The organism is Flavobacterium tructae, assembly GCF_001853485.1.
GTDB lineage: Bacteria > Bacteroidota > Bacteroidia > Flavobacteriales > Flavobacteriaceae > Flavobacterium > Flavobacterium tructae.
Genome location: NZ_MIKE01000011.1, coordinates 878,997 through 905,545, shown reverse-complemented (window position 1 = coordinate 905,545; position 26,549 = coordinate 878,997). Strand labels below are relative to the sequence as shown.

Below are 26,549 nucleotides of genomic sequence, written 5' to 3'. Positions count from 1 at the left end.
ATTTTAATTCTTATAGCTTTACAGCTTTAAACACAAAATGACACAAATAAGTATTCTGGGCTGTGGCTGGTTAGGATTACCCCTGGCTAAAAAACTTACCGCAAAAGGACATCTGGTAAACGGATCGACAACTTCTGAAAGTAAACTTACTATTTTAAAAGAATCAGGCATAAATCCTTTTCTGGTTACACTTGAAAGCGAAAGTGTTTCCAATACCATAACTGATTTTTTAACCGAAAGTGAAATCTTAATTATTGATATTCCACCCAAATTAAGAGAAAGTAAAACCAATGTTGCCACTTCTACTGAAATGGTATTTGTTCGAAAAATGGAGAATCTAATTCCGTTTATAGAAAAATCAACGGTAAAAAAAGTACTTTTTGTAAGTTCAACCGCAATTTACGGAAACGACAACACAACAATCACAGAAGAAACGCTCCCAAATCCGGAAACCGAAAGCGGTAAACAATTGCTTTTAGCGGAAGCTTTACTTCAAAAAAATCAAAACTTTGCAACCACAATATTGCGTTTTGGCGGCCTAATCGGAGAAGATCGTCATCCGGTAAAATTTCTGGCCGGAAAAGAAAACCTTGAAAACCCCGATGCTCCGGTAAATCTGATCCATCAAAACGATTGTATCGCCATCATCGAAGCAATCCTAAATCAGTCTAAATGGAACGAGGTTTTCAATGCTGTAGCACCTTTTCATCCAACGAGAGAAGAATACTACACTCAAAAAGCAAAAGAACACAATCTGATTCCACCAAAATTCAAAGCTGAAAAGTCAAACATTCAAAAGGTTATTTCAAGTGAAAAAATAGAATCCGTTTTAAACTATCAATTTAGACCGGACCATTACTAAAAAGCCTCCTACTCGGCTGAGCGAAGCCGAAACCTTTTTATAAGCCTGCCACTTCGCTCAGGGCGACAATCGTTTGCCCAAACATAAAAAACTTAAATTACCTCCCTAACTTGTATCATTTAAAAAAAACTTTGCGAACTTTGCCATAAACCTTTACTCCTTTGCAGTAAAAACTTTACGTTTAAAACTATGGAAACAGTTTATGTCAATTCACCATTAGGAATCACTAAGATCGTTGGAGATGAAGACGGCATTGCTATTGTCTCTGTTTCGGATGTTGGCGATAATGACATTTCGCAAACCATTCCTAAAGTTCTGGAAGAGGCCGTTTCACAGCTTCAGGAGTATTTTGATGGTAAAAGAACCGACTTTGATTTAAAACTAAACCCAAAAGGAACGGACTTCCAGCAAAAAGTATGGAAATCATTGTTGGAAATTCCGTATGGAAAAACCATCAGCTATATGGATCAGACCAAGAAACTGGGAGATATAAAAGCTATTCGCGCTGTTGCATCAGCAAATGGTAAAAATCCACTGTGGATTGTGGTTCCCTGTCATCGTGTTATTGGTACAAATGGTTCTTTAACAGGTTATGCCGGTGGTCTTTCCCGCAAAAAATGGCTTCTGGAACATGAGAATCCCAGTACGCAACAGAGTTTATTTTAGTTTCTGAACAAGACATACCTTTACGAAAGCTGAAGACAAAAAAGTATCGAAATCTTAAAAATATAAGCTATTTCTTATTTTTAAAATCATTTGCGTACTTTTATAAATCTAAATGCCTAAAAATATAAGACGTCTCCATAATGATTGAAAAAATTAACCTTAACAACATTCTTTTCCTTGATATTGAAACGGTACCGGAAGAGGAAAATTTCAATTCGCTTGACGAAGAAATGCAGTCTCTTTGGGATCAGAAGACACAATACCAGCGCAAAGACGATTTTACTCCCGAAGAATTTTATGAACGTGCCGGAATCTGGGCAGAATTTGGTAAGATTGTCTGTATTTCGGTTGGCTATTTTACCATCAAAGGTGATGTTAGAAATTTTAGAGTAACCTCTTTTTTTGGAAATGAAAAGAAAATCCTGCGCGACTTCAACAACCTCCTCAACAATCATTTCAATAAACCGCAGCACCTGCTGTGCGGACATAATGCTAAAGAATTTGATATTCCGTTTATTGCCCGACGCATGATCATCAATCAGATCGCAATTCCGGAAAAGCTTAATTTATTTGGCAAAAAACCCTGGGAAATAGCTCATTTAGACACTTTAGAATTATGGAAGTTTGGCGATTACAAGCACTTTACCTCTTTAAAACTATTGACCAAAATTCTGGGAGTTCCCTCTCCAAAAGGCGATATCGACGGCAGTCAGGTCGCACATGTTTTTTATGTCGAAAAAGACATTGACCGAATTGTAACCTATTGTGAGAAAGACACCATAGCTGTAGCTCAGATTTTTCTTCGCCTGCGTCGTGAAGATTTATTAATTGACGATGAAATCATTCATGTGTAATACCGCTTTAAACAATGGATTCAAAAATAGCACAGCTCAGGCTCATCTCTCAAAAACTTCATAAAACCACTGACAGTACACCACAAGAAATTGTGCAGCATTTAGGTGCAATGCAGGCTCAGGACTATGCAATGGCAAAATGGGCGGTTGGCTCCCGCTGTGATACTTCAGAAAAAGCGATTGAAGAAGCTATCAATTCGGCACAAATTATCCGAACTCATATATTACGACCTACCTGGCATTTTGTTTCTGCCGATGATATTTACTGGATGTTGGATCTTTCAGGCCCACAAGTCAAACGCATTGTAACCTCTTACGTAAAAAAATACGGTTATGATGCTAAGAAACTAGATCAGACTAATGCCGCTATTCAAAAAATACTCGCAGGAAACAATCATCTCACCCGTGAAGAAATCATGCAGGAACTTAGCATTACTAAAACTCCCAGTCCTGATCATTTAAGTGGCCCCATTATGATGTATGCCGAGCTCGATGGTTTGGTTTGTAACGGAAAAATGAACGGAAAACAAATGACATATGCTTTGCTTGAAGAAAGGGTCCCGAAAACACAAGGCAGACTAACCCAAGAGGAAGGCTTGATAAAATTAGCCCTTCGATACTTTGAAAGTCATGGCCCTGCTACTCTTCTTGACTTTTCCTGGTGGTCAGGTTTCTCCCCTACCAGCTGTAAAAACACCATTAATGCAATCGAATTGCAATTAAACTCTATTACCATTGAGGATCAGAAGTATTGGTTCAAAAATGATATTTCTACCGAAGATGACTTCCGCGAAAGCATTCATTTTCTTCCGGCTTTTGATGAAATCTTAATTTCGTATAAATCCCGAGAAGCATCCATTTTACCGGAACATCAACCAAAGGCTTTTACCAACAACGGTATTTTCAAACCCATAATTCTGGAAAACAGCAAAGTCATCGGAACCTGGAAACGCACCATCAAAAGAGATCATGCCAAAATAGAAACCCAATTTTTTAACGAGACTGAAAATCATAAAAAGGCAATTCTTTTTGAAGCCATTAAGCCTTTCGAAAACTATTTAGGAACCAAAATTCAAATCGAATAATTTGAATTTTCACAAAACCGAATTGCTTTCAATGAAATACTTCCTGTTTCCTGTTTAAAATCCTTGCGCGTTTTAGGGTTAAATAATTACATTTACAAAAAAATATAATTATGGTATTGAGCAGATTTTGGTTAGCTATTTTTGTGTCTTCAATTTTATTTGTCGTAGTGAGTTTGTTTACTGGCAACAGTTATACGCTTGATTTTATTTTGAACGGACAAAAAGATGACCCAATTCTGGTATCTGAAAAATATCTGGAGCAGATTCCTGCTTTTGTGAGAGATAGTATCGACTTAAAAGAAGATAAAACCATGATTGTAAACAGGGACTTAACAAATCCTGATACTACTTATGTTTACAAAAACAAAACGGTAAAAATTTATAGTGGTGTACAAAAATCAGACGGTTTACTGCCTACCTGTAAAAGTACTTTGATCGACATTATCATTCCATTAATTGCCTACCTAGCCTTTTTCTGCGGATTAATGGAACTTTTAATCGTTTCCGGAGCTTCCGAAAAACTAGCAAGATTCCTAAGTCCGATGTTTACCAAAGTGTTCCCTTCGGTTCCTAAAAATCACCCGTCGATATCCTATATGACCTTAAATTTTGCAGCAAACTTCCTTGGTTTAGATTCTGCTGCCACGCCATTTGGACTAAAAGCAATGGAGAGCTTACAGGAATTAAATGTCGAAAAAGACAAGGCAAGTGATGCTCAAATCATGTTTATGTGTCTTCATGCATCTGGTCTGACCCTGATTCCAACTTCAATTATTGGATATCGCGCCGCAGCAAATGCAGCCAATCCGGCAGATGTTATGCTTCCATGTATCATTACTTCGCTAATTGGAACTGTCGCAGCATTCCTGATTGTGGGAATCAGACAAAAAATAAATTTCAAAAGTGCTTCATTGGTACTTGCCTTAATGGCTATTATTGCTGCGATCATAGGATTATTATTCTATGTCAATCATTTAGATTTAATTGGAAAAAACTACTTTACTTCTAACCTTTCAGGATTAATGTTGGTTGGAATCATTGGAATTACACTCATTTTCTCCTTCATTCATGAGAAGAAATTTGTAGCACAAGACACTACAATGTTCGATACTTTTGTTGATGGTGCCAACAATGGTTTAAAAACCGGAGTTAAAATATTTCCTTATGTTTTAGGAATGCTGGTTGCCATCTCTCTTTTTAGAAATAGTGGACTCTTTGAAATTATCAGCAATGGAATCGGATTTATCTTTAGCAGTATCGGCGTAAGTTCCGAAATCATAAATGCATTACCGGTTGCATTACTAAGACCTTTTAGCTCAGGAGGTTCCAGAGGATTCTTACTCGATTCGATGAGTACTTTCGGAGCAGACTCCCTTACCGGACGTTTGAGCAGTATTTTCCAATGTAGTGCCGAAACTACTTTCTATGTAATTGCGGTTTACTTTGGATCGGTAAATATCAAAAACACCCGATACGCGCTTACCACCATGTTACTGGTTGATTTTATTTGTGTAATCGCTGCGATTTTTGTGGCCAGCTGGTTTTTTTAAAGCTTAATAAAAAATAGTATTTTTCTTATTTTTTATTAATGACGCATAGAAATATTTTGTATTATTGCTTCTATAATACAAAATACGCGAAATGGCAAACACCTATCATCAAGTTTATATACAGGCCGTTTTTGCTGTCAAATATAGAGAAGCACTTATTAATAGCGAATGGAAATCGAAATTTCTAAGCATTCTTGGTCATCTGATAAACGAAACGGGATGCAAAACCATAATTGTAAATGGTACCGAAAATCACGTTCATTGCTTTCTGGGTTTAAAACCAAATATTTCAATTTCTGAACTAATGAAAACCATAAAAGCAAAATCATCAAAATATATCAATGACCATAAGCTGACAAAATCCAGATTCGAATGGCAGGAAGGTTACGGTGTTTTCTCATACAGCCAATCACATGTTGATGCGGTGTATAAATATATTCAAAATCAGGAAGAACACCACAAAAAGCAATCTTTCAAAGAAGAGTATTTTACATTTTTAGAGAGATTTCAGGTTTCTTACGATGAAAAATATCTATTTAATGATCTTATATGAATCGATCCGATGGATCTTTAAATCCCATTGTCGAATATTTTTTAAACCGGATTAAAATCCGGCCCTACAATATTGGTCGAGCCACAGGCTCTTTCTTAAAGATTACAAATTCCATAGGAATGACCTCTTTTGTAGCAACGGATTTCAATCCGTTGATCGATAAAACGACCGTAATTTAAAAAGTTCCGTAGGAACGAAACATATCACAATGCGATCTTTTACAAAACCTAGAAATATAAACCGATCTGATGGATCTTTAAATCCCCTTGTCGCATATTTTTAAACCGGATTAAAATCCGGCCCTACAATATTGGTCGAGCCGAAGGCTCTTTCTTAAAGATTACAAATTCCGTAAGAATGACCTCTTTTGTAGCAGCGGATTTCAATCCGTTGATCAATAAAAAAACCATATTAAAATAAGAACCATTTAATCAAAGCCTAAAAAATAACAAACCATGAAACCACAATACCTTTTGCTTCTATCGTTTGTAATCGCCTGTCAAAAACCAAAATCCGAATCGCAGATAATAAGTATCAATCCTGAAAACAAAGTTGAAAACGCAATTCCCGCTAAAGAAAAATTCTTAAAAACGGATACAATAACTCTTAACGATGAGGGCGAAACTCCAGCAAACAACTATATTCTTGCACATCTGATCAGCCAAAAGGCAGATAAAGACAGTATCGTAACCGGAAATTACCAACTTGATTTTTATCAAAATAAAACCAAAACTGTTTCTTCAAAAATCTCGATTAAAGGGATCGAAAAAGGTTCAGAATGGGGAGCTTCTCTTGGATTGGCTTCAGCCACGACTAAAAACTCTCCGTTCATTCATATTAGTTTTGGATATCCTGCTTGTGGTTACAATCAGAACAACTATTTATACTATCTGAAAAATAAGACCGTACAATTGGTTCATGAATGGTCAAGCATGTCCGATAGTGGCTGGGGCGGATGGGTTGAATTTGTAAATCCTTCTGCAAAAGTCAATCCGGATTCCTTCTACTGCAAAACTGTTTTCTTTGAACCCGATGACAATGACGAGAATATGGGAACTGTTAAATACTCGGATTCAATGGTTTTTCGCTTGATTGGAAATCAGTGGAAAAAGCAGCCGCTTACCAAGGAAGACCAAACCTATTTTGAGAAAAAAATGAGTTTTGATGACTTCCACAGTCAAAAATAAAGGTTAGAAAACGGGCCTTATTCAAATTCTTTCTTAGGTAAATAATTTCTAACTTTGTAAAAAACAAAACAATGATTGATTTTATATACCAGGACCCTTATCCTATTTTGAAGGATGATACGCAATACCGCAAAATCACCTCAGATTTTGTAAAAGTAGAGCAATTTGGACAACGTGAAGTTTTGACCGTTGACCCAAAAGGATTAGAATTATTGGCGGAAGAAGCCCTTACCGATGTTTCGTTCATGTTACGAACGACCCATTTACAAAAACTAAGAAACATTCTTGACGATCCGGAAGCTACAGATAACGATCGTTTTGTTGCTTACAACTTATTACAAAATGCATCTGTTGCTGCCGAAGGTCAGTTACCTAGCTGTCAGGATACGGGAACGGCTATTGTAATGGCAAAAAAAGGGGAAAGCATTTTTACAGGTGTTGATGATGCTGAATGGTTAAGCAAAGGAATTTTCAATACGTATCAAAAGCGTAACCTTCGTTATTCTCAAATTGTTCCGATTTCGATGTTTGAAGAGAAAAATTCAGGATCAAATCTTCCGGCACAAATTGATATCTATGCCAAAAAAGGAACTTCTTACGAGTTTTTATTCATGGCAAAAGGTGGTGGATCTGCTAATAAAACCTACTTGTACCAACAAACAAAATCTTTATTAAATGATAAATCGATGGATGCTTTCATCCGTACGAAAATTAAAGATTTAGGAACATCGGCTTGTCCTCCGTATCACCTGGCTTTAGTAATTGGAGGAACTTCTGCAGAAGCGAATCTAAGTGCTGTAAAAAAAGCATCTGCGGGTTATTATGACCACCTGCCAACTTCAGGAAATATGGCCGGTCAGGCGTTTCGTGATTTAGAATGGGAAGAACGTGTTCAGAAAATCTGTCAGGAGAGTGAGATTGGGGCTCAGTTTGGTGGAAAATATTTCACGCATGACGTTCGTGTAATTCGTTTGCCTCGCCACGCGGCTTCTTGTCCGGTTGGATTAGGAGTTTCTTGTTCAGCCGACAGAAATATTAAAGGGAAGATTACTAAAGACGGAATCTTCGTTGAGCAGTTAGAAGTAAATCCAAAGCAATTTTTACCGGAAACAGCTCCGCACTTAGAAGCACCTGTTGAAATTGATTTAGATCAGCCAATGGCCGATATTCTGGCCAAATTATCTCAATATCCAATTAAAACCCGTTTAAAACTTAACGGAACTGTAATTGTAGCCCGTGATATTGCACATGCCAAAATCATGGAATTATTGGAAGCAGGTAAACCGATGCCGGAATACTTTAAAAATCATCCAGTTTATTACGCCGGGCCTGCAAAAACTCCGGAAGGAATGGCTTCAGGAAGTTTTGGACCGACAACTGCAGGACGTATGGACGTTTATGTAGATGAGTTTCAAAAACATGGAGGCAGTATGGTCATGTTGGCCAAAGGAAACCGTACCAAACAGGTAACAGATGCCTGTAAAAAATATGGCGGATTCTATCTGGGTTCTATTGGAGGTCCTGCTGCTATTTTAGCACAAGACAATATCCTAAAAGTTGAAGTCGTAGATTTCGAAGAATTAGGAATGGAAGCGGTTCGTAAAATTACCGTTAAAGATTTCCCGGCTTTTATTATTACGGATGATAAAGGAAATGATTTTTTTGAAAATTTGTAGACTAAGATTCTGAGGTGCTGAGATACTAAGATTCTAAGTCTTCTTAAACAATAAAAAACCGCCTTAGGGCGGTTTTGTTTTTTTACAAGTATTATCCTTTGAACCTTTGCGTCTCAGCACCTCAGAATCTCAGAATCTTAGAACCTTAATCCAATTCTTCACTTTCGAAAGCAATGAAATGAGACAACTGTCCTTTTAAATTAAAAACAGGACGTGCATTGATTTTACATTTATAGGTTCTGCCGTCTTTTCTGTAGTTTTCAATTGTTTTTTCAAAAGGAATTCGCTGCTGAATGGCTTCTTTTATTTCTTTAAGCACAACTTTTGAAGTAGCCGGTCCCTGAAACATTTTCGGAGTTTTACCCAAAACTTCTTCTTCCTTATAGCCTGTCATTTTTCTGATTCCGTTTGAAGCAAAAATGATCTTCAAATCCAAATCGGTAACCAGGACCACTTCATTTTTTATTCGTTCTTCAATTTCCAGATTTTTGGCGTCCCAGATAAACTGACTCGAAATTTTATTCACTTTCTTTACATCAGTAAGAATCGCTTTTAATTCTTTTAAATGTTCACAATGAAAATCCCAGGCCATAATAGGGACTGAATTACGATGAGAAACTTCTTCAAATTTATTCGTTTTCATTGCGAATGATTCAATGTTAATGGACTCTTTCACTCAAAGATAGAGAGAAAATTCATCACAAAAGGATAAATTATACAATTTAATTATTCCTTAATGCAATTAGAAGGAAAATTTAAGCTGTACTACTACTGCCTTTTTTTCTTCTGTATTTAGATTGTTCAGCGAAATGCCAAGCAATCGAACTGAATCTTTCATCCGTTCCTGATACAGAAGCTCCTCTACAGTCTCTAAAATTAAACTTTTATCAGAAATAAAGTATGGCAACGTTTTACTACGCGTTTGTTGCGTAAAATCGCTGTATTTGATTTTAAGTGTCACGGTCTTGCCCGAGATGTTATATTTTTTTAATCTTTTTTCTAAAGATACCGCAATCTTTTCAAGCTGTTCGAGCATAAAAATTTCAGAGGATAAGTTGACATCGAAGGTGTGCTCTGCCGCAACTGATTTCGTTACACGAGACGCTTTTACTTCACTATTATGAACCCCGCGAACCACATTGTAATAAAAGGCCCCCGATTTTCCGAAATGTTTCTCCAAAAACGCTACGTCTTTGCTCTTAAGATCTGCTCCTGTGAAAATTCCCAATTGGTACATTTTTTCGGTGGTCACTTTTCCAACACCGTAAAACTTCCGAATGGGCAATTCTTCCAAAAAGTTTAAAACCTCGTCCGGATTAACCGTTTTCTGTCCATTTGGTTTGTTAACATCCGATGCAATTTTCGCTACAAACTTATTAATCGAAATTCCCGCAGAAGCCGTGAGTCCAACTTCATTCAGAATTCGGAGTCTGATTTCCTGTGCAAGCAAACTTGCGCTTGGGTTGCCTTTTTTATTTTGTGTCACATCAAGATAAGCTTCGTCCAGCGAAAGAGGCTCAACCTGATCGGTGTACTCATGAAATATTTTATGAATTTTATTCGAGATCTCTTTGTAACGGTCAAATCGCGGACGAACGAAAATAATTTCCGGACAATATTTTTTGGCCAGAACACCACTTATGGCACTTCGTACACCAAATTTTCGCGCTTCGTAACTTGCAGCCGAGACTACGCCTCTATTCTCTGATCCGCCAACAGCAACAGGTTTTCCACGCAAAGCGGGATTATCCATCTGCTCTACCGAAGCATAAAAAGCATCCATATCAATATGAATGATTTTTCGATATGTTGGGGTTTCGGACATACTACAAATTTAAAGAGGAAAGGCACAAAAAGTATCGAAAATAATCATAAAAATAATCTCTCCAATCACCCCAAGTTCATTCCAAATTTCAAATCTCAAATTCCAAATTCCAAATTTCACCTTTTACATTTTACATATAACAATTCAAATCACACCATTTGTAAAGATTCTCAAGTTACTAGTCTCAAACGAATCCTTTTCGTTATTTTTGTATTTCTACATTAAAGAATTAAAATGCGAACATTTGTTATAGGCGACATACACGGCGGATTACTCGCGCTTGAACAAGTGATGAAAAAAGCCAAAGTTACTACACAAGATACTCTTATTTTTTTAGGCGATTATGTTGACGGATGGAGCCAATCTCCACAAGTAATTGAATATTTAATGGACTTAAAAAGTAAGCAAAATTGCATTTGCATCAGAGGAAATCATGATGAACTGCTTTTGTCCTGGTTTAAAAGCAAAACAGAAGATGTTGACGAAACTTTATGGTTCAAACATGGTGGTGAGGCGACTGTTCTGGCTTACGAAAAACTGAGTGAGGAAGAAAAACAGGCACATATCGCTTTCCTCGAATCATTGGAGGATTATTACCTTGACGATCAAAACCGATTATTTGTTCACGCAGGTTTTACCAATCTGAATGGCGTCAAATATGAATATTTTCCAAAATTATTCTACTGGGACAGAACGCTTTGGGAGACAGCTCTTTCGCTAGATCCTAATTTAAAAATCGGTGATGCACTTTATCCTAAGCGTTTTACGTTGTATAAAGAAATCTATATCGGACATACTCCTGTGACCCGAATTGGCGAAACAACACCTGTACAAAAAGCAAATATATGGAACGTTGATACTGGTGCCGCTTTTAAAGGCCCGTTGACTATTTTAAACGTCGACACTAAGGAATTCTGGCAGAGCGAACCATTAAATGAACTGTATTCTTCTGAAAAAGGCAGGAATTAACTCCTAAAATGGCTATTTTTGCACTTAAAAAAATAATTAAAATTTATATTTATGAAAAAGGTAATTACACTTTTGTTTTTAGTATCATTTGGATTCACACAAGCACAAGAGGCTTTTAAAGGAAAAGGAGACACTAGAGTGAATGTTGGTGCTAACATACAAAATGGTGGTTCCGGAATTCAGGGTTCGGTAGATTTTGGTCTTGGAGAAAATTTCTCTTTTGGATTTGTAGCCAATTATTTATTAGGAGTAGACAACTTTAATGGTTTCTATCATAACAATCCAACGCCATACACTGATTTAAAACCGAAGTTTAGTGATCGTTTTGATGCTAAAGCCAGAATTAATGCTAACCTAAGCAGTGTTATTGGGGTTAAACAATTGGATGTTTATCCTGGTTTAAGTTTAGGGTTGCGTAACTTTGGAGGTCATGTTGGCGGACGTTATTTCTTTACGGATGGATTTGGTGTTTTCACAGAGATTGGATTTCCAATTGCAAAATACGGAAACAACAACGATGTATTTGATCATTTAAACAATCAGGCAACTTTTAGTTTAGGAGCCTCATTCAATTTACAATAAGCGCAACGGATAAGAAAATATAAGTTTTATTTAAAACCGTATTTCCTCTGAAATTGTCCGACAGCAAAATTTATAAAGTCAAAAAACCGCCTAGCTGGGCGGTTTTTTATTTTATCTGCTTAGCAAAATACTCCAATGGGCTCCGCTATACACTTTATACTTTTCTGAAAAATTCCCCTGATTGACTGCAAGCGAGAAATTTAAAAGACTGTTGAAGTAACAAACATCAGTCCCTATTTCAGCCTCACCAAATGTATTTACTAATTTCAGTTTCCCTTGGTATACTTTTTTAGCACCATCAAAAACCTGAACTTTCACTACATCTCCCGCTTTCAAGCCTAATTTTTCAGCGGTCTTTTTATCGATATTTGTCCATACATTGCCATACTGAATATCCAAAACCGGAATACCTCCTTTAATAACTCCATTTTCTAAAACCGGTTTCTGATAATCAATTTTCACCACTTCATTAGGCAACTTAGACCCTACTTCTTCAAATGCAATCGTTTTTGAGGCTAAACGTGCTCCTGTAAAAGCATATACATCGCGTCCATGAAAGGTATAGGATTCATTTGAATTTTGGCGACGGTTTTTTACTTCATCAATTTCGCGAATTTCCTGAATTCCTAATTGTTCTGCAATTAAAGTTAAAGTTCCGTTGTCGGGAGTCACAAAATAATGTCCTGATTTGGTAAGTAAAACTACAGAATGTCTCGCGGTTCCCACTCCCGGATCACAAACGGATACAAATACAGTTCCTGCGGGATAGTACTGTGCGGTTTGCGACAAACGATAAGCAGCCTCCCAAATATTAAACGCCGGAATTTCATGCGTCAGATCAAATATCTTCAAATCTGTTGAAACTCCCATTGCCACTCCTTTCATTGCTGATACGGCTCCATCTTTCAACCCAAAATCAGATTGAAAAACCAATACATTATTCTGAGAAAAGCTACTAAAACTAATGGCATACAAAAAAAGCAATAAGTACAATTTCATCATGATCTTTTTTAGGATTACTAAACAAACAAACTTACAAAAAGCGGTCTAACCGTGACATACAAAAATTACATTGGGGAACTCCATAAAAAAACCCCGCAAATTGCGAGGCTTTTCGTTTTTTAAACTAACATTTTTATTTTTTGGCGAATTTCTTAACGATTCTTTTAGCACCATTATTCAACTCGATAACATAAAGTCCTGTTTTTAAAGTTCTCACATCAATAGAATTTCCTGAAAGGGCTCCTGAACTCACTTGTTGACCTAATGTATTTGTAATTCTGAAAGTATATCCTGTGTTATCTGCTAATGAAACATTTAATTCATCAACAACCGGATTTGGATACAATGCAAATCTTGCCGTTTCATTAGTTTCAACTAATCCTGCTGCAATTTCCTGATTTACAATAGCTCCTGAAGCTGTGATATTGATCGAATAATCTTCTACTTGTCCATAAGAAAATGACTCACAAGAAGTTGGTATTCCGTTGTATTTCATAGAAACTCTAAGTCTTGTTGTACCCAGTGTTGCTGTAGCCGGAATTGTAATAGTTCCTGTAGCTGTAGCCGCTGTAGAGGTTGCTTTCGTCCAAACTGTTTCACCTGCATCTGTAAAATCCCCATCTTGATTGTAATCGATAAAAACTGCATATCCTTCGCTGTAAATAGTAGAAGTCCAAACCGGAGTAATTGTTATCGTATAAGCTGTTCCTCTTGCAGCATTTGTAGAGATAGCGGTATAGTTTTCATAACCGGTTGTTCCTGTTGAAGTGTTGTTGATGGTACCGAATACCACTTTTCCAATTCTCTCGTCCACAGTACTGTTCCCCTGAGAGTTACAATAGTTTAAAGATGCCGCTGTAGTCGTAACATTTACAACATTACTTGCTGTTGAAACATTTCCTGCTCCGTCTTTGGCTTTTACGCTAAAGCTATACGCTGTCAATGCTGTTAAACCTGTTACGGTATAATTGGTTGTAGTAGACGAACCTTTTAGAGTTGTTCCCTGGTAAATATCATACCCCGTAACCCCTACATTATCTGTTGAAGCAGTCCATGTTAAATTAGTTGTTGACCCCGTTGTTCCGGAAGCAGCAAGATTTGTTGGCGCTGTTGGCGCAGTTGTATCATTTGAGTCCACATACGCAGCTCCAACACCTACAGCATAAAATGCATTGGTGGTAGCAATAACTTCCGGTGAACCGGCACCATACAAATCAATAGCCGATTGTATTCCTGAAGTTCGTGCATTGGCAAAAGTAGAATTTGCTGTTAAATACACGCTTTCCAGACGGTACGCAATTTTTGCCGCTTTATCAATTGTAATCCCTGTTACGTTATAGGCATTTCCGATATCATTTGTACCTGATTTCCCCACAGACAAAATGTAAAACCAGTGGTTCAATACACCGGAGTTGGTATGCACACCGCAATAATCGTTACCGCTTGTTGGTGTACAATTTGGATTGATCCAATAGGTTCCGCCATAAGTGTCCGGCTGACCTTCAGAATTTGGATCACTCATTGAGCGCAAAGAAAGGTGCCCTGATCTTCTTTCGATATCTTCACCAATTAACCAGATCGATTTTGTTGGTGCTGCTGCATATTCAATACAGGCTCCCCAAATATCAGAGAACGCCTCGTTCATCGCTCCGGATTCTTTTTGATACGCTAGATTCGCTGTATAAGTACAAACAGCATGTCCAATTTCGTGTCCTGCAACATCAATAGCGGTCAGGATATCGAAATAAGTTCCGCTTCCGTCACCGTAAGTCATTACACTACCGTTCCAGTAAGCGTTATCATAGGCATTGCTGTAATGTACGTAGCTTTTTATAATTGCTCCTGCGTTATCAAAGCTGTTTCTGCCATGCACTGTTGACCAATAATCGTATGTTTTTTCAGCTCCCCAATGTGCATCCAAAGCTCCATTGTCTTTGTTCGCATTGTTATACTCAGCAGCGGTCCAGTTATTATCGGCATCCGTAAAATTTACGGCTGCTGTATAACTGGTTCCCTTTTTCATATTGTAGGTGTTGATTCCCAAACCTCTTGTCGCATCAGCAAGTATATAGGACGCTCCGCTTAAGGTAGTTTGTATTACCTGCGTTCCGCTGTAACGTGTCGCGGCATTGGCTGCAACAAAAGCTTTTTTAGTATTTGCGTCCTCTTTTTGATGTATTGCTTTGGCGGTTTTTACTTTATTTCCGTGGCTGTATTCACCAAGGTGTTTTATGGTAGCGTTATAAAACAGGACTTTTCCGGTTTCTGCATCGATATAAAGATCTCCGCGGCTTACCGGGTTGGTGGCATAAATGTCAAATTTATAAGCCAGTCTCACCTTATCTGACTTTCTGGTTTCACCCTGTTCTTCCATTGCCGGCAATAAAACCAATTCGCCTTTTGGCTTCTCATAGTTCATTGCTGCAGCATCTTGCGGGTTTTCCCACAGATATTGTTTTGCTCCTGTATAAGCAACCGCTCTGTCGAAAGCCGCTTTACTGGATAATTTTGGGGTTGTTTTTACATTTTGAAGGGCATAAAACTCTCCGTTCATGGAAACTAATTTTCCTTCTTTGGAATGTAGGGTATAATTGGCAAATTCTACTTTAATACCTTGTTCGTACAATTGAAATTTTTCATGTGTAAAACCTTCTCTATCAGATTCGATCTTAATTTTAGAAAAGGACTGGTTGTCTTTTAAACCCAATTGTTCTTTAAAAACAGTGTTGTAATCTGTTCCTCTGTAAGTAGATTTATCACTAAAAGTGATTAAGCTTGGTTGTCCATTTTCGGATACATTTTTCTGACTTACCCGTTTATCTGTGTTTTGGGCAAATCCTGATACTGAAAATGTAAGAATAACAACGGCTGATGCCATGATTTTTGGTAATTTTCTGTCCATAATAATGTGGTATTTAGTTTGGTTAAATGGATTACAAATAAAATACTAAACGTAAGTAAATACTCTATTTTAACATAAAAGTATTTTATTTATGTTATATAATCGATGAAATTTGCCGTTAATCGATTAAATACAATCTTTTTTACTTTAAATTTACTTTTATTTAACAAACTGTGATGAATTCACAAAAAACAGGGCCAAAAAATAATTATTCTATTGATAATTAATACGTTAACCTCAAAAAGTCAGTAAATACAAGGCTTTTAGAAAAAAACAAACAGGGTGACTTTTCTTTAATTTTTTCCTACAAAAAAGGCTAGCCCTTTTAAAAGCTAGCCTTCATGTGAATTTATCTTAATTACAGAATTATCTTATATCCATTTCCGGAATTTCACCTTCAATGATTAAATCAGCTTCGGTTGATGCGATGATGTGCTCAACAGAAACACCCGGTGCTCTTTCTAGTAGCTTAAAACCTTTATCAGTCACTTCCAGAACCGCAAGCTCGGTGACTATTTTTTTAACGCAGCCTACGCCAGTTAAGGGTAAAGAGCATTTTTTCAGTATTTTCGATTCACCTGCTTTATTAACGTGCATCATGGCAACAATAATGTTTTCGGCAGAAGCTACCAAATCCATCGCTCCGCCCATTCCTTTTACCATCTTACCCGGAATTTTCCAATTAGCAATATCACCATTTTCAGAAACCTCCATGGCACCTAAAATAGTCAAATCTACCTTTTGGCTTCGAATCATCCCAAAACTAAAAGCCGAATCAAAGAAACTGGCTCCCGGAAGTGTTGTAATGGTTTGCTTTCCGGCATTGATAATATCTGCATCTTCTTCTCCGGCGAAAGGGAAAGGCCCCATGCCAAGAACACCGTTCTCACTTTGAAACTCCACAGCAATATCTTCTCTCACATAATTTGCTACCAGAGTTGGAATACCAATTCCAAGGTTCACAAAATAGCGGTCTTTTACTTCTTTTGCAATACGTCTTGCAATATCTTCTTTTGTCAACATAGTTCTAATGTGTCAATTTGGAAATTAGATAATTAGATAATGTAAAAAATTTACGCAATCCAAATAATTATCTAATTATCATATTTTCTAATTCTCTAATTATGCTCGTTGTCTTACCGTTCTCTGCTCGATTCTTTTCTCAAACTTTTCTCCCTGAAAGATACGCTGCACCATAATTCCCGGAATGTGTATTTGATTTGGATCTAATGTTCCTACCGGAACTAATTCTTCCACTTCGGCGATGGTAATTTTACCCGCACCTGCCATACAGGCGTTGAAATTTCTGGCTGTTCCTTTAAAAATCAGGTTTCCTGCTTCGTCACCTTTCCAGGCTTTAACAATAGCAAACTCCGCTTTAAAAGCTTGTTCCATGATGTGCATCTTTCCATTGAACTCGCGTACTTCTTTGCCTTCGGCAACTTCAGTTCCGTAACCTGCAGGTGTAAAGAACGCGGGAATTCCGGCTTGAGCTGCACGACAGCGTTCGGCTAAAGTACCTTGCGGAGTCAATTCGACTTCCAGTTCTCCTGAAAGCATCTGACGTTCAAACTCGGCATTCTCCCCCACATAAGAGGAAATCATTTTTTTAATTTGCTTCTTTTGCAAAAGCAATCCCAAACCAAAATCATCCACTCCCGCATTATTCGAAATACAGGTTAAATCTGAAATGGAAGTATTTACCAGTGCTGCAATTGTATTTTCAGGTATTCCGCATAAACCGAAACCTCCGAACATTATAGTCATTCCACTTTCAATTCCTTCGATAGCTTCCTGAACGTTATTTACTTTTTTTGTAATCATAACAAACTGTCTTTATTACTGTATATTTTTGATAAAAATAAGATTTTTAGATTAAATTATAACGATTTCGTAAAAAATAAAATGACTGATTTTATTCTTTGAAAACGAATTGCTCGCATTCCTGTTGAGTGACAGACTACATCATTATAAAAAGAAATCCTTTTGTATTCTTCCTGTAGAAGATCACAAAAGGATTTATTATTCTATGAGAATCAAACCTAAAGTTCGAATTCGTCTGTATTTTGGTCAGTCTGTGTCGTATCTTTTACCACTGCCGGTCTGCTGTAGCAATCTACCTTTATAGAAAGGTTTGCCGGACGCTCGAACTCGGATTTTGAAACCTGTAATCCCGGGTCGGCATAACATAATTTCATGAAATACCCCCAAATTGGTAAAGCCGCTGTAGCTCCTTGTCCGTAAGTCAAACTTTTAAAACGTGCTGAACGGTCTTCACAACCTACCCAGACTCCGGTTACCAGATTTGGTACCATCCCCATAAACCAACCGTCTGATTGATTTTGAGTGGTTCCGGTTTTACCAGCAATCGGGTTTCTGAACATGTACGGGTATCCTGTCCAACGATTGTCACCGCTTCCTCCGCCCTCTGTACGCAAACGTGCACCTGAACCTGTTTCGGTAACTCCTTCTAATAATTTAATTACTGCAAAGGCAATATCTTTGTTTAAAACGTCATGAGATTCCGGAATAGGCTCATAGATCACCTCTCCGCTTTTGTTCTCTATACGGCTTAAAAACTGCGGTTTTACATATACACCCTGATTGGCAAATGTACTGTAGGCAGCCACCATATCTTCAACTGTAATATCTACAGCACCAAGTGCAATAGAAGGCTGAGCAGGGATTTCAGTTTTTACACCTAATTTGTGTGTTAACTCTACTACAGCTTCAGGACCTGTTCTGTCGATTAACTTAGCTGATACGGTATTGATCGAATTGGCAAGACCTTGTTTTAGAGTTACCATTCCGCGGTATCTGTTATCAGAGTTTCTTGGTTCCCAGTCAGCAGTAACATTGTGACGTCCTTTGTGAATCATAAAAGGTCCGTCCAAGATAGAATCGCAAGGAGACATGTTTAATTGCTCAATAGCGGTGGCATACACAAACGGTTTGAATGTAGATCCTACCTGTCTTGCTCCCTGCCCTACGTGGTCGTATTGGAAATATTTATAATTAATTCCACCTACCCATGCTTTAATGTTTCCGGTTTGAGGTTCCATCGCCATTAAACCAGATTGCAGGAAGTGCTTGAAATAACGAATAGAATCAAGTGGTGTCATCACAGTATCACGTTCTCCTTTCCAGGTGAATACACGCATTTTGGTCTTCACTTTAAATGACGCAATAATGTCTTCATCACTTTTATCCATTTCTTTCATAAGAGCCCAACGCGTCGAATTCTTCATCGCCTGCATGATGATACGGTCTGTTTCTGCTTGCGTAATGTTTACAAACGGCGCATTTTTATTGGTTTTCATTTCAATAAAAAATTGCTGTTGCAAGTTTTTCATGTGTTCCGAAACCGCTTCTTCTGCATGCAATTGCATTCTTGAATCGATAGTGGTGTAAATTTTCAAACCATCTTTGTAGATATCATAATCTGAACCGTCCGGTTTTTTATTTTCTGCCACCCATTTTTTCATATAATCACGCAGGTATTCTCTGAAATAAGTAGCGGTTCCTTCACGGTGACTTTCCAATTTGAATTTTAAAGCGATTGGCAATGCCTGATATTTCTCTTTTTCAGATTTGGTTATCATCTTGGCTTTTACCATTTGTCCCAGTACAACATCACGACGGTTTTTTACCCCAACAGGGTTACGCAAAGGATTATAAAGAGATGAATTGTTAAACATTCCAACTAAAATTGCCGATTCGTCAATAGTTAAGTCTTTAGGATCTTTGGAAAAATAGGTCTGAGCTGCCGAACTTACCCCAACAGCATAATTTCCGAAATCATAAACGTTGCAGTACATCGCTAAAATCTCATTTTTGGTATATTGTCTTTCCAGACGAATGGCAATAATCCATTCTTTTATTTTTTGCACTATCCTAAAGGGCAAAAAGCTAGATCCACCACGATGAAATAACTGTTTGGCCAATTGCTGTGTTATGGTACTGGCTCCTCCATTTGTCCCCAAAGAAAAAGCAGCACGTAAAGTCCCACGTCCGTCAATTCCGGAATGCTCATAAAAACGAGCATCTTCAGTTGCCACCAAAGCATCTACCAGATTTTTTGGCAAGTCAGAATATTTAAGCTGCGACCTGTTGGTTTTGAAATATTTACCGATTACCACTCCGTCAGACGAAATGATTTCGGTGGCCAAATTAGAATCCGGATTCTCCAAATCTTCAAAAGAAGGCATTGAACCGAATAATCCCCATGAGGCAAATAAAAAGAAGGCAAGAACTCCTAATAAACTATAGGCAAAAATTCTCCAGAACTTCTTTTTGTAGTAATTAATATCTTTAACGCTATTGGATTGATTGTTTTTCTTAGCAGCCATAACTATTTTTCTAATCTTTTTGTTCTATTCTAAAACCAACATCTGTAATACCTTCTAAAGTCTGAACTCCCGGAATTTTACCTGATTCTCTGACTGCTTGTTTGATATGTACTTTGTATTTTCCTCTAAACTTTACGTTTTCTTTGTAAAACAGTTTACTTTCTTTAATGTCTGTAAAGCCATTCCCCATCAGGCTACCGTCAGGATTTGCCATTTGATATTCTAAAGTATCCACTTTGGTAAAACCGCTTGGTGTTTCGATAGCTACAATCAAAAACAAATTATTGAACGGATAATTGTTGTTGTCTCTCAAATTTACAAACAGGTTGTATCTTTTGGTAGAATCTAAAACCGGCAGATCAAAGGTTACAATACTGTCTTTGTTCCAGGCACTTCCAACAGATTTGTATTCGTCAAATACTCTTTTTTTATCGCAGGAAAAAAGGAGTATTGCTGACAAAAGAAGAATTCCACTACTTTTTATTCTCATTTTTAGTAATAATTATAGGTTTTCTTGGCTCGGCTGGCTTTTTATCGTTCGAATTTTTGGGCTTGTTCGATTGATTCTGTTTGTTGTGTGGTTTATTCGATTTATTCGGATTACCACCAGCCGGCTTGTTTGTATTATTATTGGCTTGCTGCGGTTTGTTGGGAGCGGCCACAACTGCATTCTCAGCATTTGGTTTGCGTTTACGACTTGGCTTTTTCTTTCTTTTTGGCTGATCGAAACGGGTTAAACTCTCCTGCCCCATTGCATTGTTAAAATCTTTCTCAGGTTCAGAAGTTACTTCAATAGCAAAATCTTCCAGTGAAGAAACTTTGTTTTTTTGTTTGTTTTCGGCAATAATTTCTTTTACCTGATCGATTTTTAAAACATGCCAGTTCGCAAAATTATTGGTATAGGCGAACCACATCAGGCCTTTAAAAATATCTTGTTTCTGGCAAATAGCATCTCCTTTTTCGGTTGCCAATTTGGTATCGTAATCCGGAAAGTCTTTTAGCGCATCCATGTAAGTATCTAATTCATAGTTCAAACAGCATTTTAGTTTTCCGCATTGTCCGGCCAACTTTTGAGGATTCAGTGAAAGCTGTTGGTAACGTGCTGCCGAAGTATTCACACTTCTAAAATCGGTTAACCAGGTTGAACAGCAGAGTTCACGTCCGCAAGAACCAATTCCTCCCAAACGGGCTGCCTCCTGACGGAAACCAACCTGTTTCATTTCGACTCTGGTACTGAATTCTTTAGCAAAATCTTTAATTAAAAGTCTGAAATCGACTCTGTCATTTGCGGTGTAATAAAATGTAGCTTTCGACCCGTCTCCCTGAAATTCAATGTCAGAAATTTTCATTTCCAGTTTATGCTGAATGGCCAATTCACGTGCACGAACTTTCATTGGTTCTTCACGATCACGTGCTACAGACCAGATATCAATATCTTTCTGTGAAGCTTTTCTGTAAATTTTAGGAACTTCATTACTTTCAGGATTTACTCCTTTTTTCTTCATTTGAATTTTTACCAATTCACCTGTCAGAGTAACAATTCCAATATCATGTCCCGGTGAAGCAACAGTTGCTACAATATCACCAATACTTAATGTTAATTTTTCTGAATTTCTAAAGAATTCTTTGCGTCCGTTTTTAAAACGAACCTCAACACAATCAAAAATCGCCTCTCCATTGGACGGACTCATGTTTGCGAGCCAATCAAAAACCGTCAATTTATTGCAGCTATCGGTGCCGCAAGTCCCATTATTTTTACAACCTTTTGGTGCGCCACCATCTGAGGTTGAACAACTTGTACATGCCATAATTATATATGTAGTGTCGCAAAAACGCGACTTAAGTTCATAAACGTTTGATCGGTAAAGATAGTATTTTTTTTAGTTTGCTTTTTATCCATTAAAACTAAAGGGATGTTAAATGAACAAATGTCTCATTTTTAATCAAAAACGCATTTTTTAGTCTCTTAAATCCATCTTTTCTAACTCATCCTGTGTCGTTTTTAGAGGCTTTTCCGTACAATTTTATTCTTTAAATATCAAATCATATATTTTTTCTTATAAAAAATCTTCTAAATATTTTTGCTCTAAATTTATTCAGTTTTAATAAAAATAACCTCATGAAAAAACACCTTTACGATCTGTTAACGATTGTTCTATTATGCTTACTAATCTTCAGCTGTTCTCCTGAAAATGATTACACCAGTATTGAAAAACAGGAATCAGCATTACTTATCCGCTCAAAAGAATGGTTAAGCTCAAAACACATTATCAGTGAAAAAGATGTACTTTGGAACTCCGCTACCCTTTATCAGCAAAGCACCGAAACTTCTTTTGTTGCTATAATTCCAGTAAAATCTTCCAACTCTTTTCTTTTGCAAAAAATTATTCTGGAAATCAATGATTATAATATTACGGGGAAATTATGGAGCTTTGATTTTAAAGACTCTCAAGAAATAGAGGATCTGCAAAAAATAGCCACACACAAAATATTGGAATCGTTTACCGGTGAAGTAAGAATTACTAACTTAGAGACCATGGAAACGAGAAAGGATAGTTATAAACAAGGGATAGCCAATGGTAATAATCTTTTTTCGAAATCAAGTGGAGCGGGTGTTTGCAATAACTGCCATGGAGATGAAGGTGCTATTAAACTAAACGAAGTAGTTGTAACTGGTCCTGGCGGTAATCCTTGGCCTAATCCTATTACAAATCCTGTGAATCCTCCAATAGTACCAATTGGTGGCGGTTCTAGTGGCGGATCGGCAAATTGGAATAGAGTGGAACAAATTAAAGACAACAATCTGGATCCTTGCGGAAAATCAGCTCTTGAAAAACTAAAAAATTTAAAACAAAATGACATTACCAAGATGTTACAACGTTTTGGAGGTCCAATCTCTCCTTATGATGTTACTATGCAAAAAGGACCGGTATTAGGAGGCCCATCTGTTTTTGGGCAAACCATCAAATTGTCTGACAACAATTATCAAATTACAATTAATCAGGATTATCTAAATGGAGTTATAGATTCAGAACCAAACTCACCTCCAACAGATTTATCGGTAGCAACAACACTAATTCACGAAATAATACATGCTTATTTTTTAAGTATTATCGATCAACAAAAATCAACCGGAAATTCTTCGTTATCCGATTTTCCAACTTTATTTGAAGCTTATGTACGAAGCACTAATCCCGGATCTCCGTCAAATGACATGGCTGATGCACATCATGCTGAAATTGCAAATCGCTATGTTGACATAATGGCTTCTGCCTTACAGGAATTTAACACAGGAACACCTGTTGCCTCAGGTGCAGCTCAACAAATGTACAAAGACTTAGCATGGAGTAGCTTGCAAGGCACTCCAATTTATAACGCTAAACTATCAGCTGCTGATAAGGACAGAATTGCGCAACGTAAAACGGTAGAAGCCAGAAACAAATCCAGAGGAAACCAAAATCCCCAAGGAAAACCATGTAATTAGAAAACAATTATGAAAAGAAAGATCTTAATTTTAATAGTATTTCAGGCATTACTACTTTCATGCTCCTCTATTAACCATAACAGGTACGAATCAATTAATACTTTCCTTAAAACAAAAATTACAAATAATGAAAGCATAATTATCATAAAAGAAAAAGCAGATCTTCGCAATGCTTTACGCATATTTTATGGTGGGGACAAAACTGCTGAAGTCCAGGAAAACTACAGAAGTTCGTTATTTGATCAAAAAAGTTATGACATTATGCTTGAAACTTATTCCAATGACACAATTAAAAAATACTGGAAACCAAAAGATTTTCCTGGATTTGATTTTATTTTTGAAAATAGATTGGGAATGTGGAACACAAAATTTCTGGATAAATATGAAAATAAACCAGGACTTGTGTTCTCAATATCTGACCCTGTTTTTTATAAAAACAAAAAATATGTTTTGTTTCACTTTTCGCGTGGATCAACTGGTGATATAGAAGGTCTAATTCATGAAAACAAAACTATAATCATGCAGAAAGTCAAAGGAAAATGGCAAATTGTCGATGAAGTTTCAGATTATATATACCATTAGTCACTTTAACGCATTAAAAAGTTCTGTTATTACCAATGTAAGTAACAGAACTTTTTTAATGTTGGCTTTAAGCCTCTTTAATTTTTTACAATTTTATTTATTTCATCAGACAAACGAATACAAAGAAGAACTTCAGAGGTTTGTTTGATATCATTACAGCTCTCCCCTTCCTGCTGAAAAACTTTCCCTAAAATATTATACCTGAGAGTATTTAGATTTTTAAAATATCCTACTTCACTCCCGTAGTCATTTCTAAAATTGACTGCTGTAGCATTCGGAACATCCAAAGTTTCATTGAACTCTTCCACCTATTACTTCGAGTTTACCAAGTATTGATTGTACACCAAATCTACGCTTGAGTCTTAATAATTTTGAATAGATTTTCACTAGTCGTTCAATCTTAAAAATGCAGGGATAGTAAAACGTAACCGTTTGTACTCCAGAATCTGTAAACCTTTTTCGCTTTGTTATAAAGCTTTAGCAATAAGCAAAAAAAGAACATTTTACTCCCTTCCAATTCACTCTTATGGTAAAAATGTCTTTTTATACAGCTATCAGCGGATTCCATATACTAAACCAAAAAACGGATTCAAAGAAGAAGGTTAATTTCACAAAAACGTTTGTAGTCTTTACTCTAATTATGCTGTCTTCTTTAGCAAATGGTCAATGTACGGTTGAAACCATAAACGCAGATTTTGAATACCCTGCTTTCGCTCAAGGTCTTGAATTTATCAACCAAAACCAACTTCCAGCTTCTTTGCTTGGTTGGAGAACAACAGCTACTGATGACATCATAGAGTTTTGGGCTAATGGCAATGAGGGGAAATACGCATACAGTGGAAGACAATTTGTAGAACTTAACGCCTATCAGTTTTCAGGTTTGTATCAAGACTATGATACCTCAACCACAACTTATTTTAATTACTCGTTTGCTCACATGGGTAGACGCGGTGTTGATAAAATGGCACTAAAAGCAGGCCCTCCCGGAGGTCCTTATACTACTATTATGACAGCCTCAACAGGTACGGCATGGAAATTATACACCGGCACTTATCAGATTCCAAAAGGTCTCACCAAAATCCGTTTTATTTTCGAAGCGATATCAACCTCAACCGGAGACCCAACAGTTGGTAATTTTCTGGATGCTGTAAATTTTACCGCCTCTATTGCTCCTCCCTCAGCAACTGACCAAACAATATGTAATGGAACAGCTACCACACTTACAGCAACTGGAATTCCTAATGCAATTTTCTCCTGGTATGATACTACAGGAACAAATCTGCTTTATGAAGGACCGATATTTACAACTCCTATCCTGACAACTGATACAAGTTATAAGCTGAAAGTAAAAGATACTATTTCTAATTGTGAAAGCAATTTTGTAAATGTTACTGTCAAAATAGACAATCTGGCAAATCCACTAACTTTAACGCTAACAGGAAATGACCAAAACGAGATCACAGCAAACGCAAGCGGAGGAAAACCAGCATATCAATATTCCATAAACGGAGGCTCTAGTGGACCCTCCAACAAATTCACCATTGATAAATCCGGCACGTATACGGCTACGGTTACAGATGCAAATGGATGCAGTACGACCGTTACAAAGTATTTTGAATACATTCCTAAAAAAGACATTGCAATTCCAGTTGCACCTGGCACGACAATATGTTATAAAACAACCGCTACCCTTACCGCTACAGGAGTTCCTAATGCAACTTTTTACTGGTACGATGCTACCGGGACAAATCTACTTTATGAAGGTTCTGTATTCACAACTCCTGTCCTGACCGCTGACACAACTTATAAGCTTAAGCAAAAGGATAGTGTTTCTAATACAGAAAGCGACTTTCTGAATGTTGAAGTAAAAATAAGTAACCTGACAAATCCATTAACTTTAACCTTAACAGAAGGCGAACAAAATGAAATTGTAGCTATAGCAAGTGGAGGAACTTCAAAATATGAATATTCTTTAAATGGAAGTCTCAGTGGTCAATCCAACAGATTTATCATTACCGAATCCGGCCTCTATACCGTTACCGTTACTGATGAAAATGGATGCACTGCCTCCACTTCGAAATATTTTGAATACGCTATCAAAAACGACATTTGCATCCTCAATTATTTCACCCCAAACGGTGACGGCATAAACGACGAATGGGCTCCGGGCTGCTTAGGCAACAACAAAAACCTAACCTATACTATTTTTGACCGATACGGGCGCACCATTACAACCAATAATTACGATCAAAAATGGGACGGAAGATACAATGGTGCTGAACTGCCTTCCGGTGATTATTGGTACGAAATAATTCTAAATACCCCAAAAGACAATAGAAGACTTCGTGGTCATTTTACTCTTTACCGATAAATACAAGGACAAGAAAACGATGTTATCAGAACTCATTTTCCAATGAATAA

At 37.1% G+C, this 26,549-nt stretch carries 24 protein-coding genes; 14 read left to right on the top strand and 10 right to left on the bottom strand.

The genetic code is table 11. From position 1 onward, the window contains the following. Positions 1–37: 37 nt before the first annotated feature. The 9 genes from BHE19_RS05875 (at position 38) to BHE19_RS05835 (ending at position 8,433) form a co-directional block, all read left to right on the top strand. Positions 38–862 (top strand): NAD-dependent epimerase/dehydratase family protein, encoded by an 825-nt coding sequence (locus BHE19_RS05875; protein ID WP_070906321.1) that lies wholly within the window; start codon positions 38–40, stop codon positions 860–862. Between the two features lie 189 nt (positions 863–1,051). Then, the gene (locus BHE19_RS05870) at positions 1,052–1,528 is read left to right on the top strand and encodes a methylated-DNA--[protein]-cysteine S-methyltransferase (RefSeq protein WP_070906320.1); all 477 of its coding nucleotides are present in this window, start codon (positions 1,052–1,054) and stop codon (positions 1,526–1,528) included. 140 nt (positions 1,529–1,668) lie between these two features. Beyond that, a complete protein-coding gene (locus tag BHE19_RS05865) occupies positions 1,669–2,382 on the top strand; it encodes a 3'-5' exonuclease (protein WP_070906319.1) in 714 nt (237 codons plus the stop codon). A gap of 14 nt (positions 2,383–2,396) precedes the next feature. Further along, positions 2,397–3,467, top strand: coding sequence for a winged helix DNA-binding domain-containing protein (locus tag BHE19_RS05860; protein ID WP_070906318.1), 1,071 nt, complete (start codon positions 2,397–2,399; stop codon positions 3,465–3,467). 110 nt (positions 3,468–3,577) lie between these two features. Then, positions 3,578–5,017, top strand: a complete 1,440-nt coding sequence (locus tag BHE19_RS05855; RefSeq protein ID WP_070906317.1) for a nucleoside recognition domain-containing protein — start codon at positions 3,578–3,580, stop codon at positions 5,015–5,017. A 91-nt stretch (positions 5,018–5,108) separates the two neighbouring features. Next, positions 5,109–5,570 carry an IS200/IS605 family transposase gene (tnpA, locus tag BHE19_RS05850; RefSeq protein WP_070906316.1) on the top strand — a complete coding sequence of 154 codons (462 nt, stop codon included), beginning with the start codon at positions 5,109–5,111 and terminating at the stop codon, positions 5,568–5,570. Next, on the top strand, positions 5,567–5,749 hold the full coding sequence (locus BHE19_RS22575) for a hypothetical protein (RefSeq protein ID WP_070906315.1): 183 nt from the start codon (positions 5,567–5,569) through the stop codon (positions 5,747–5,749). Before tnpA ends, BHE19_RS22575 begins: the two co-directional genes overlap by 4 nt. 276 nt (positions 5,750–6,025) lie before the next feature. After that, positions 6,026–6,757, top strand: coding sequence for a hypothetical protein (locus BHE19_RS05840; RefSeq protein ID WP_070906314.1), 732 nt, complete (start codon positions 6,026–6,028; stop codon positions 6,755–6,757). A 71-nt stretch (positions 6,758–6,828) separates the two neighbouring features. Continuing rightward, positions 6,829–8,433 carry a fumarate hydratase gene (locus tag BHE19_RS05835; RefSeq protein ID WP_070906313.1) on the top strand — a complete coding sequence of 535 codons (1,605 nt, stop codon included), beginning with the start codon at positions 6,829–6,831 and terminating at the stop codon, positions 8,431–8,433. Positions 8,434–8,578: 145 nt separating this feature from the next. On the opposite strand, the gene BHE19_RS05830 is transcribed toward BHE19_RS05835, so the two are convergent. Continuing rightward, entirely contained in the window at positions 8,579–9,076 is a 498-nt protein-coding gene (locus tag BHE19_RS05830; RefSeq protein ID WP_070906312.1) for a PAS domain-containing protein, read from the bottom strand. Positions 9,077–9,175: 99 nt separating this feature from the next. After that, positions 9,176–10,258 (bottom strand): DNA polymerase IV, encoded by a 1,083-nt coding sequence (dinB, locus tag BHE19_RS05825; RefSeq protein ID WP_070906311.1) that lies wholly within the window; start codon positions 10,256–10,258, stop codon positions 9,176–9,178. Positions 10,259–10,492: 234 nt separating this feature from the next. Between dinB and BHE19_RS05820 the strand changes: the two genes are divergently transcribed. Together BHE19_RS05820 and BHE19_RS05815 are read left to right on the top strand one after the other, a co-directional pair. Further along, a complete protein-coding gene (locus tag BHE19_RS05820) occupies positions 10,493–11,227 on the top strand; it encodes a metallophosphoesterase family protein (RefSeq protein ID WP_070906310.1) in 735 nt (244 codons plus the stop codon). A 51-nt stretch (positions 11,228–11,278) separates the two neighbouring features. Further along, positions 11,279–11,809: a DUF6646 family protein gene (locus tag BHE19_RS05815; RefSeq protein ID WP_070906309.1), complete on the top strand. Its 531-nt coding sequence runs from the start codon at positions 11,279–11,281 to the stop codon at positions 11,807–11,809. A gap of 111 nt (positions 11,810–11,920) precedes the next feature. On the opposite strand, the gene BHE19_RS05810 is transcribed toward BHE19_RS05815, so the two are convergent. The 7 genes from BHE19_RS05810 to BHE19_RS05780 form a co-directional block, all read right to left on the bottom strand. Beyond that, positions 11,921–12,811, bottom strand: a complete 891-nt coding sequence (locus tag BHE19_RS05810; protein ID WP_070906308.1) for an SAM hydrolase/SAM-dependent halogenase family protein — start codon at positions 12,809–12,811, stop codon at positions 11,921–11,923. Between the two features lie 133 nt (positions 12,812–12,944). Next, the gene (locus BHE19_RS05805) at positions 12,945–15,713 is read right to left on the bottom strand and encodes a M4 family metallopeptidase (RefSeq protein WP_070906307.1); all 2,769 of its coding nucleotides are present in this window, start codon (positions 15,711–15,713) and stop codon (positions 12,945–12,947) included. Between the two features lie 366 nt (positions 15,714–16,079). After that, positions 16,080–16,736, bottom strand: coding sequence for a CoA transferase subunit B (locus tag BHE19_RS05800; RefSeq protein ID WP_070906306.1), 657 nt, complete (start codon positions 16,734–16,736; stop codon positions 16,080–16,082). 99 nt (positions 16,737–16,835) lie between these two features. Then, on the bottom strand, positions 16,836–17,537 hold the full coding sequence (locus BHE19_RS05795; protein ID WP_017495855.1) for a CoA transferase subunit A: 702 nt from the start codon (positions 17,535–17,537) through the stop codon (positions 16,836–16,838). Between the two features lie 218 nt (positions 17,538–17,755). Then, positions 17,756–20,062 (bottom strand): penicillin-binding protein 1A, encoded by a 2,307-nt coding sequence (locus tag BHE19_RS05790; RefSeq protein ID WP_017495854.1) that lies wholly within the window; start codon positions 20,060–20,062, stop codon positions 17,756–17,758. Between the two features lie 10 nt (positions 20,063–20,072). After that, a complete protein-coding gene (locus BHE19_RS05785; RefSeq protein WP_017495853.1) occupies positions 20,073–20,552 on the bottom strand; it encodes a gliding motility lipoprotein GldH in 480 nt (159 codons plus the stop codon). Continuing rightward, a complete protein-coding gene (locus tag BHE19_RS05780) occupies positions 20,536–21,870 on the bottom strand; it encodes a PSP1 domain-containing protein (RefSeq protein ID WP_070906305.1) in 1,335 nt (444 codons plus the stop codon). Before BHE19_RS05780 ends, BHE19_RS05785 begins: the two co-directional genes overlap by 17 nt. Before the next feature lie 311 nt (positions 21,871–22,181). On the opposite strand from BHE19_RS05780, the gene BHE19_RS05775 reads away from it, so the two are divergent. Beyond that, positions 22,182–23,546, top strand: coding sequence for a hypothetical protein (locus tag BHE19_RS05775; RefSeq protein ID WP_070906304.1), 1,365 nt, complete (start codon positions 22,182–22,184; stop codon positions 23,544–23,546). 9 nt (positions 23,547–23,555) lie between these two features. Continuing rightward, on the top strand, positions 23,556–24,128 hold the full coding sequence (locus BHE19_RS05770) for a hypothetical protein (RefSeq protein ID WP_070906303.1): 573 nt from the start codon (positions 23,556–23,558) through the stop codon (positions 24,126–24,128). A 77-nt stretch (positions 24,129–24,205) separates the two neighbouring features. Here the strand turns inward: BHE19_RS05770 and BHE19_RS05765 are convergent, their stop codons facing one another. Next, on the bottom strand, positions 24,206–24,436 hold the full coding sequence (locus BHE19_RS05765) for a hypothetical protein (RefSeq protein WP_070906302.1): 231 nt from the start codon (positions 24,434–24,436) through the stop codon (positions 24,206–24,208). A 227-nt stretch (positions 24,437–24,663) separates the two neighbouring features. Here BHE19_RS05765 and BHE19_RS05760 point away from each other — a divergent pair, with 227 nt between their 5' ends. Beyond that, positions 24,664–26,499, top strand: coding sequence for a T9SS type B sorting domain-containing protein (locus BHE19_RS05760; protein ID WP_165607904.1), 1,836 nt, complete (start codon positions 24,664–24,666; stop codon positions 26,497–26,499). Positions 26,500–26,549: the final 50 nt, after the last annotated feature.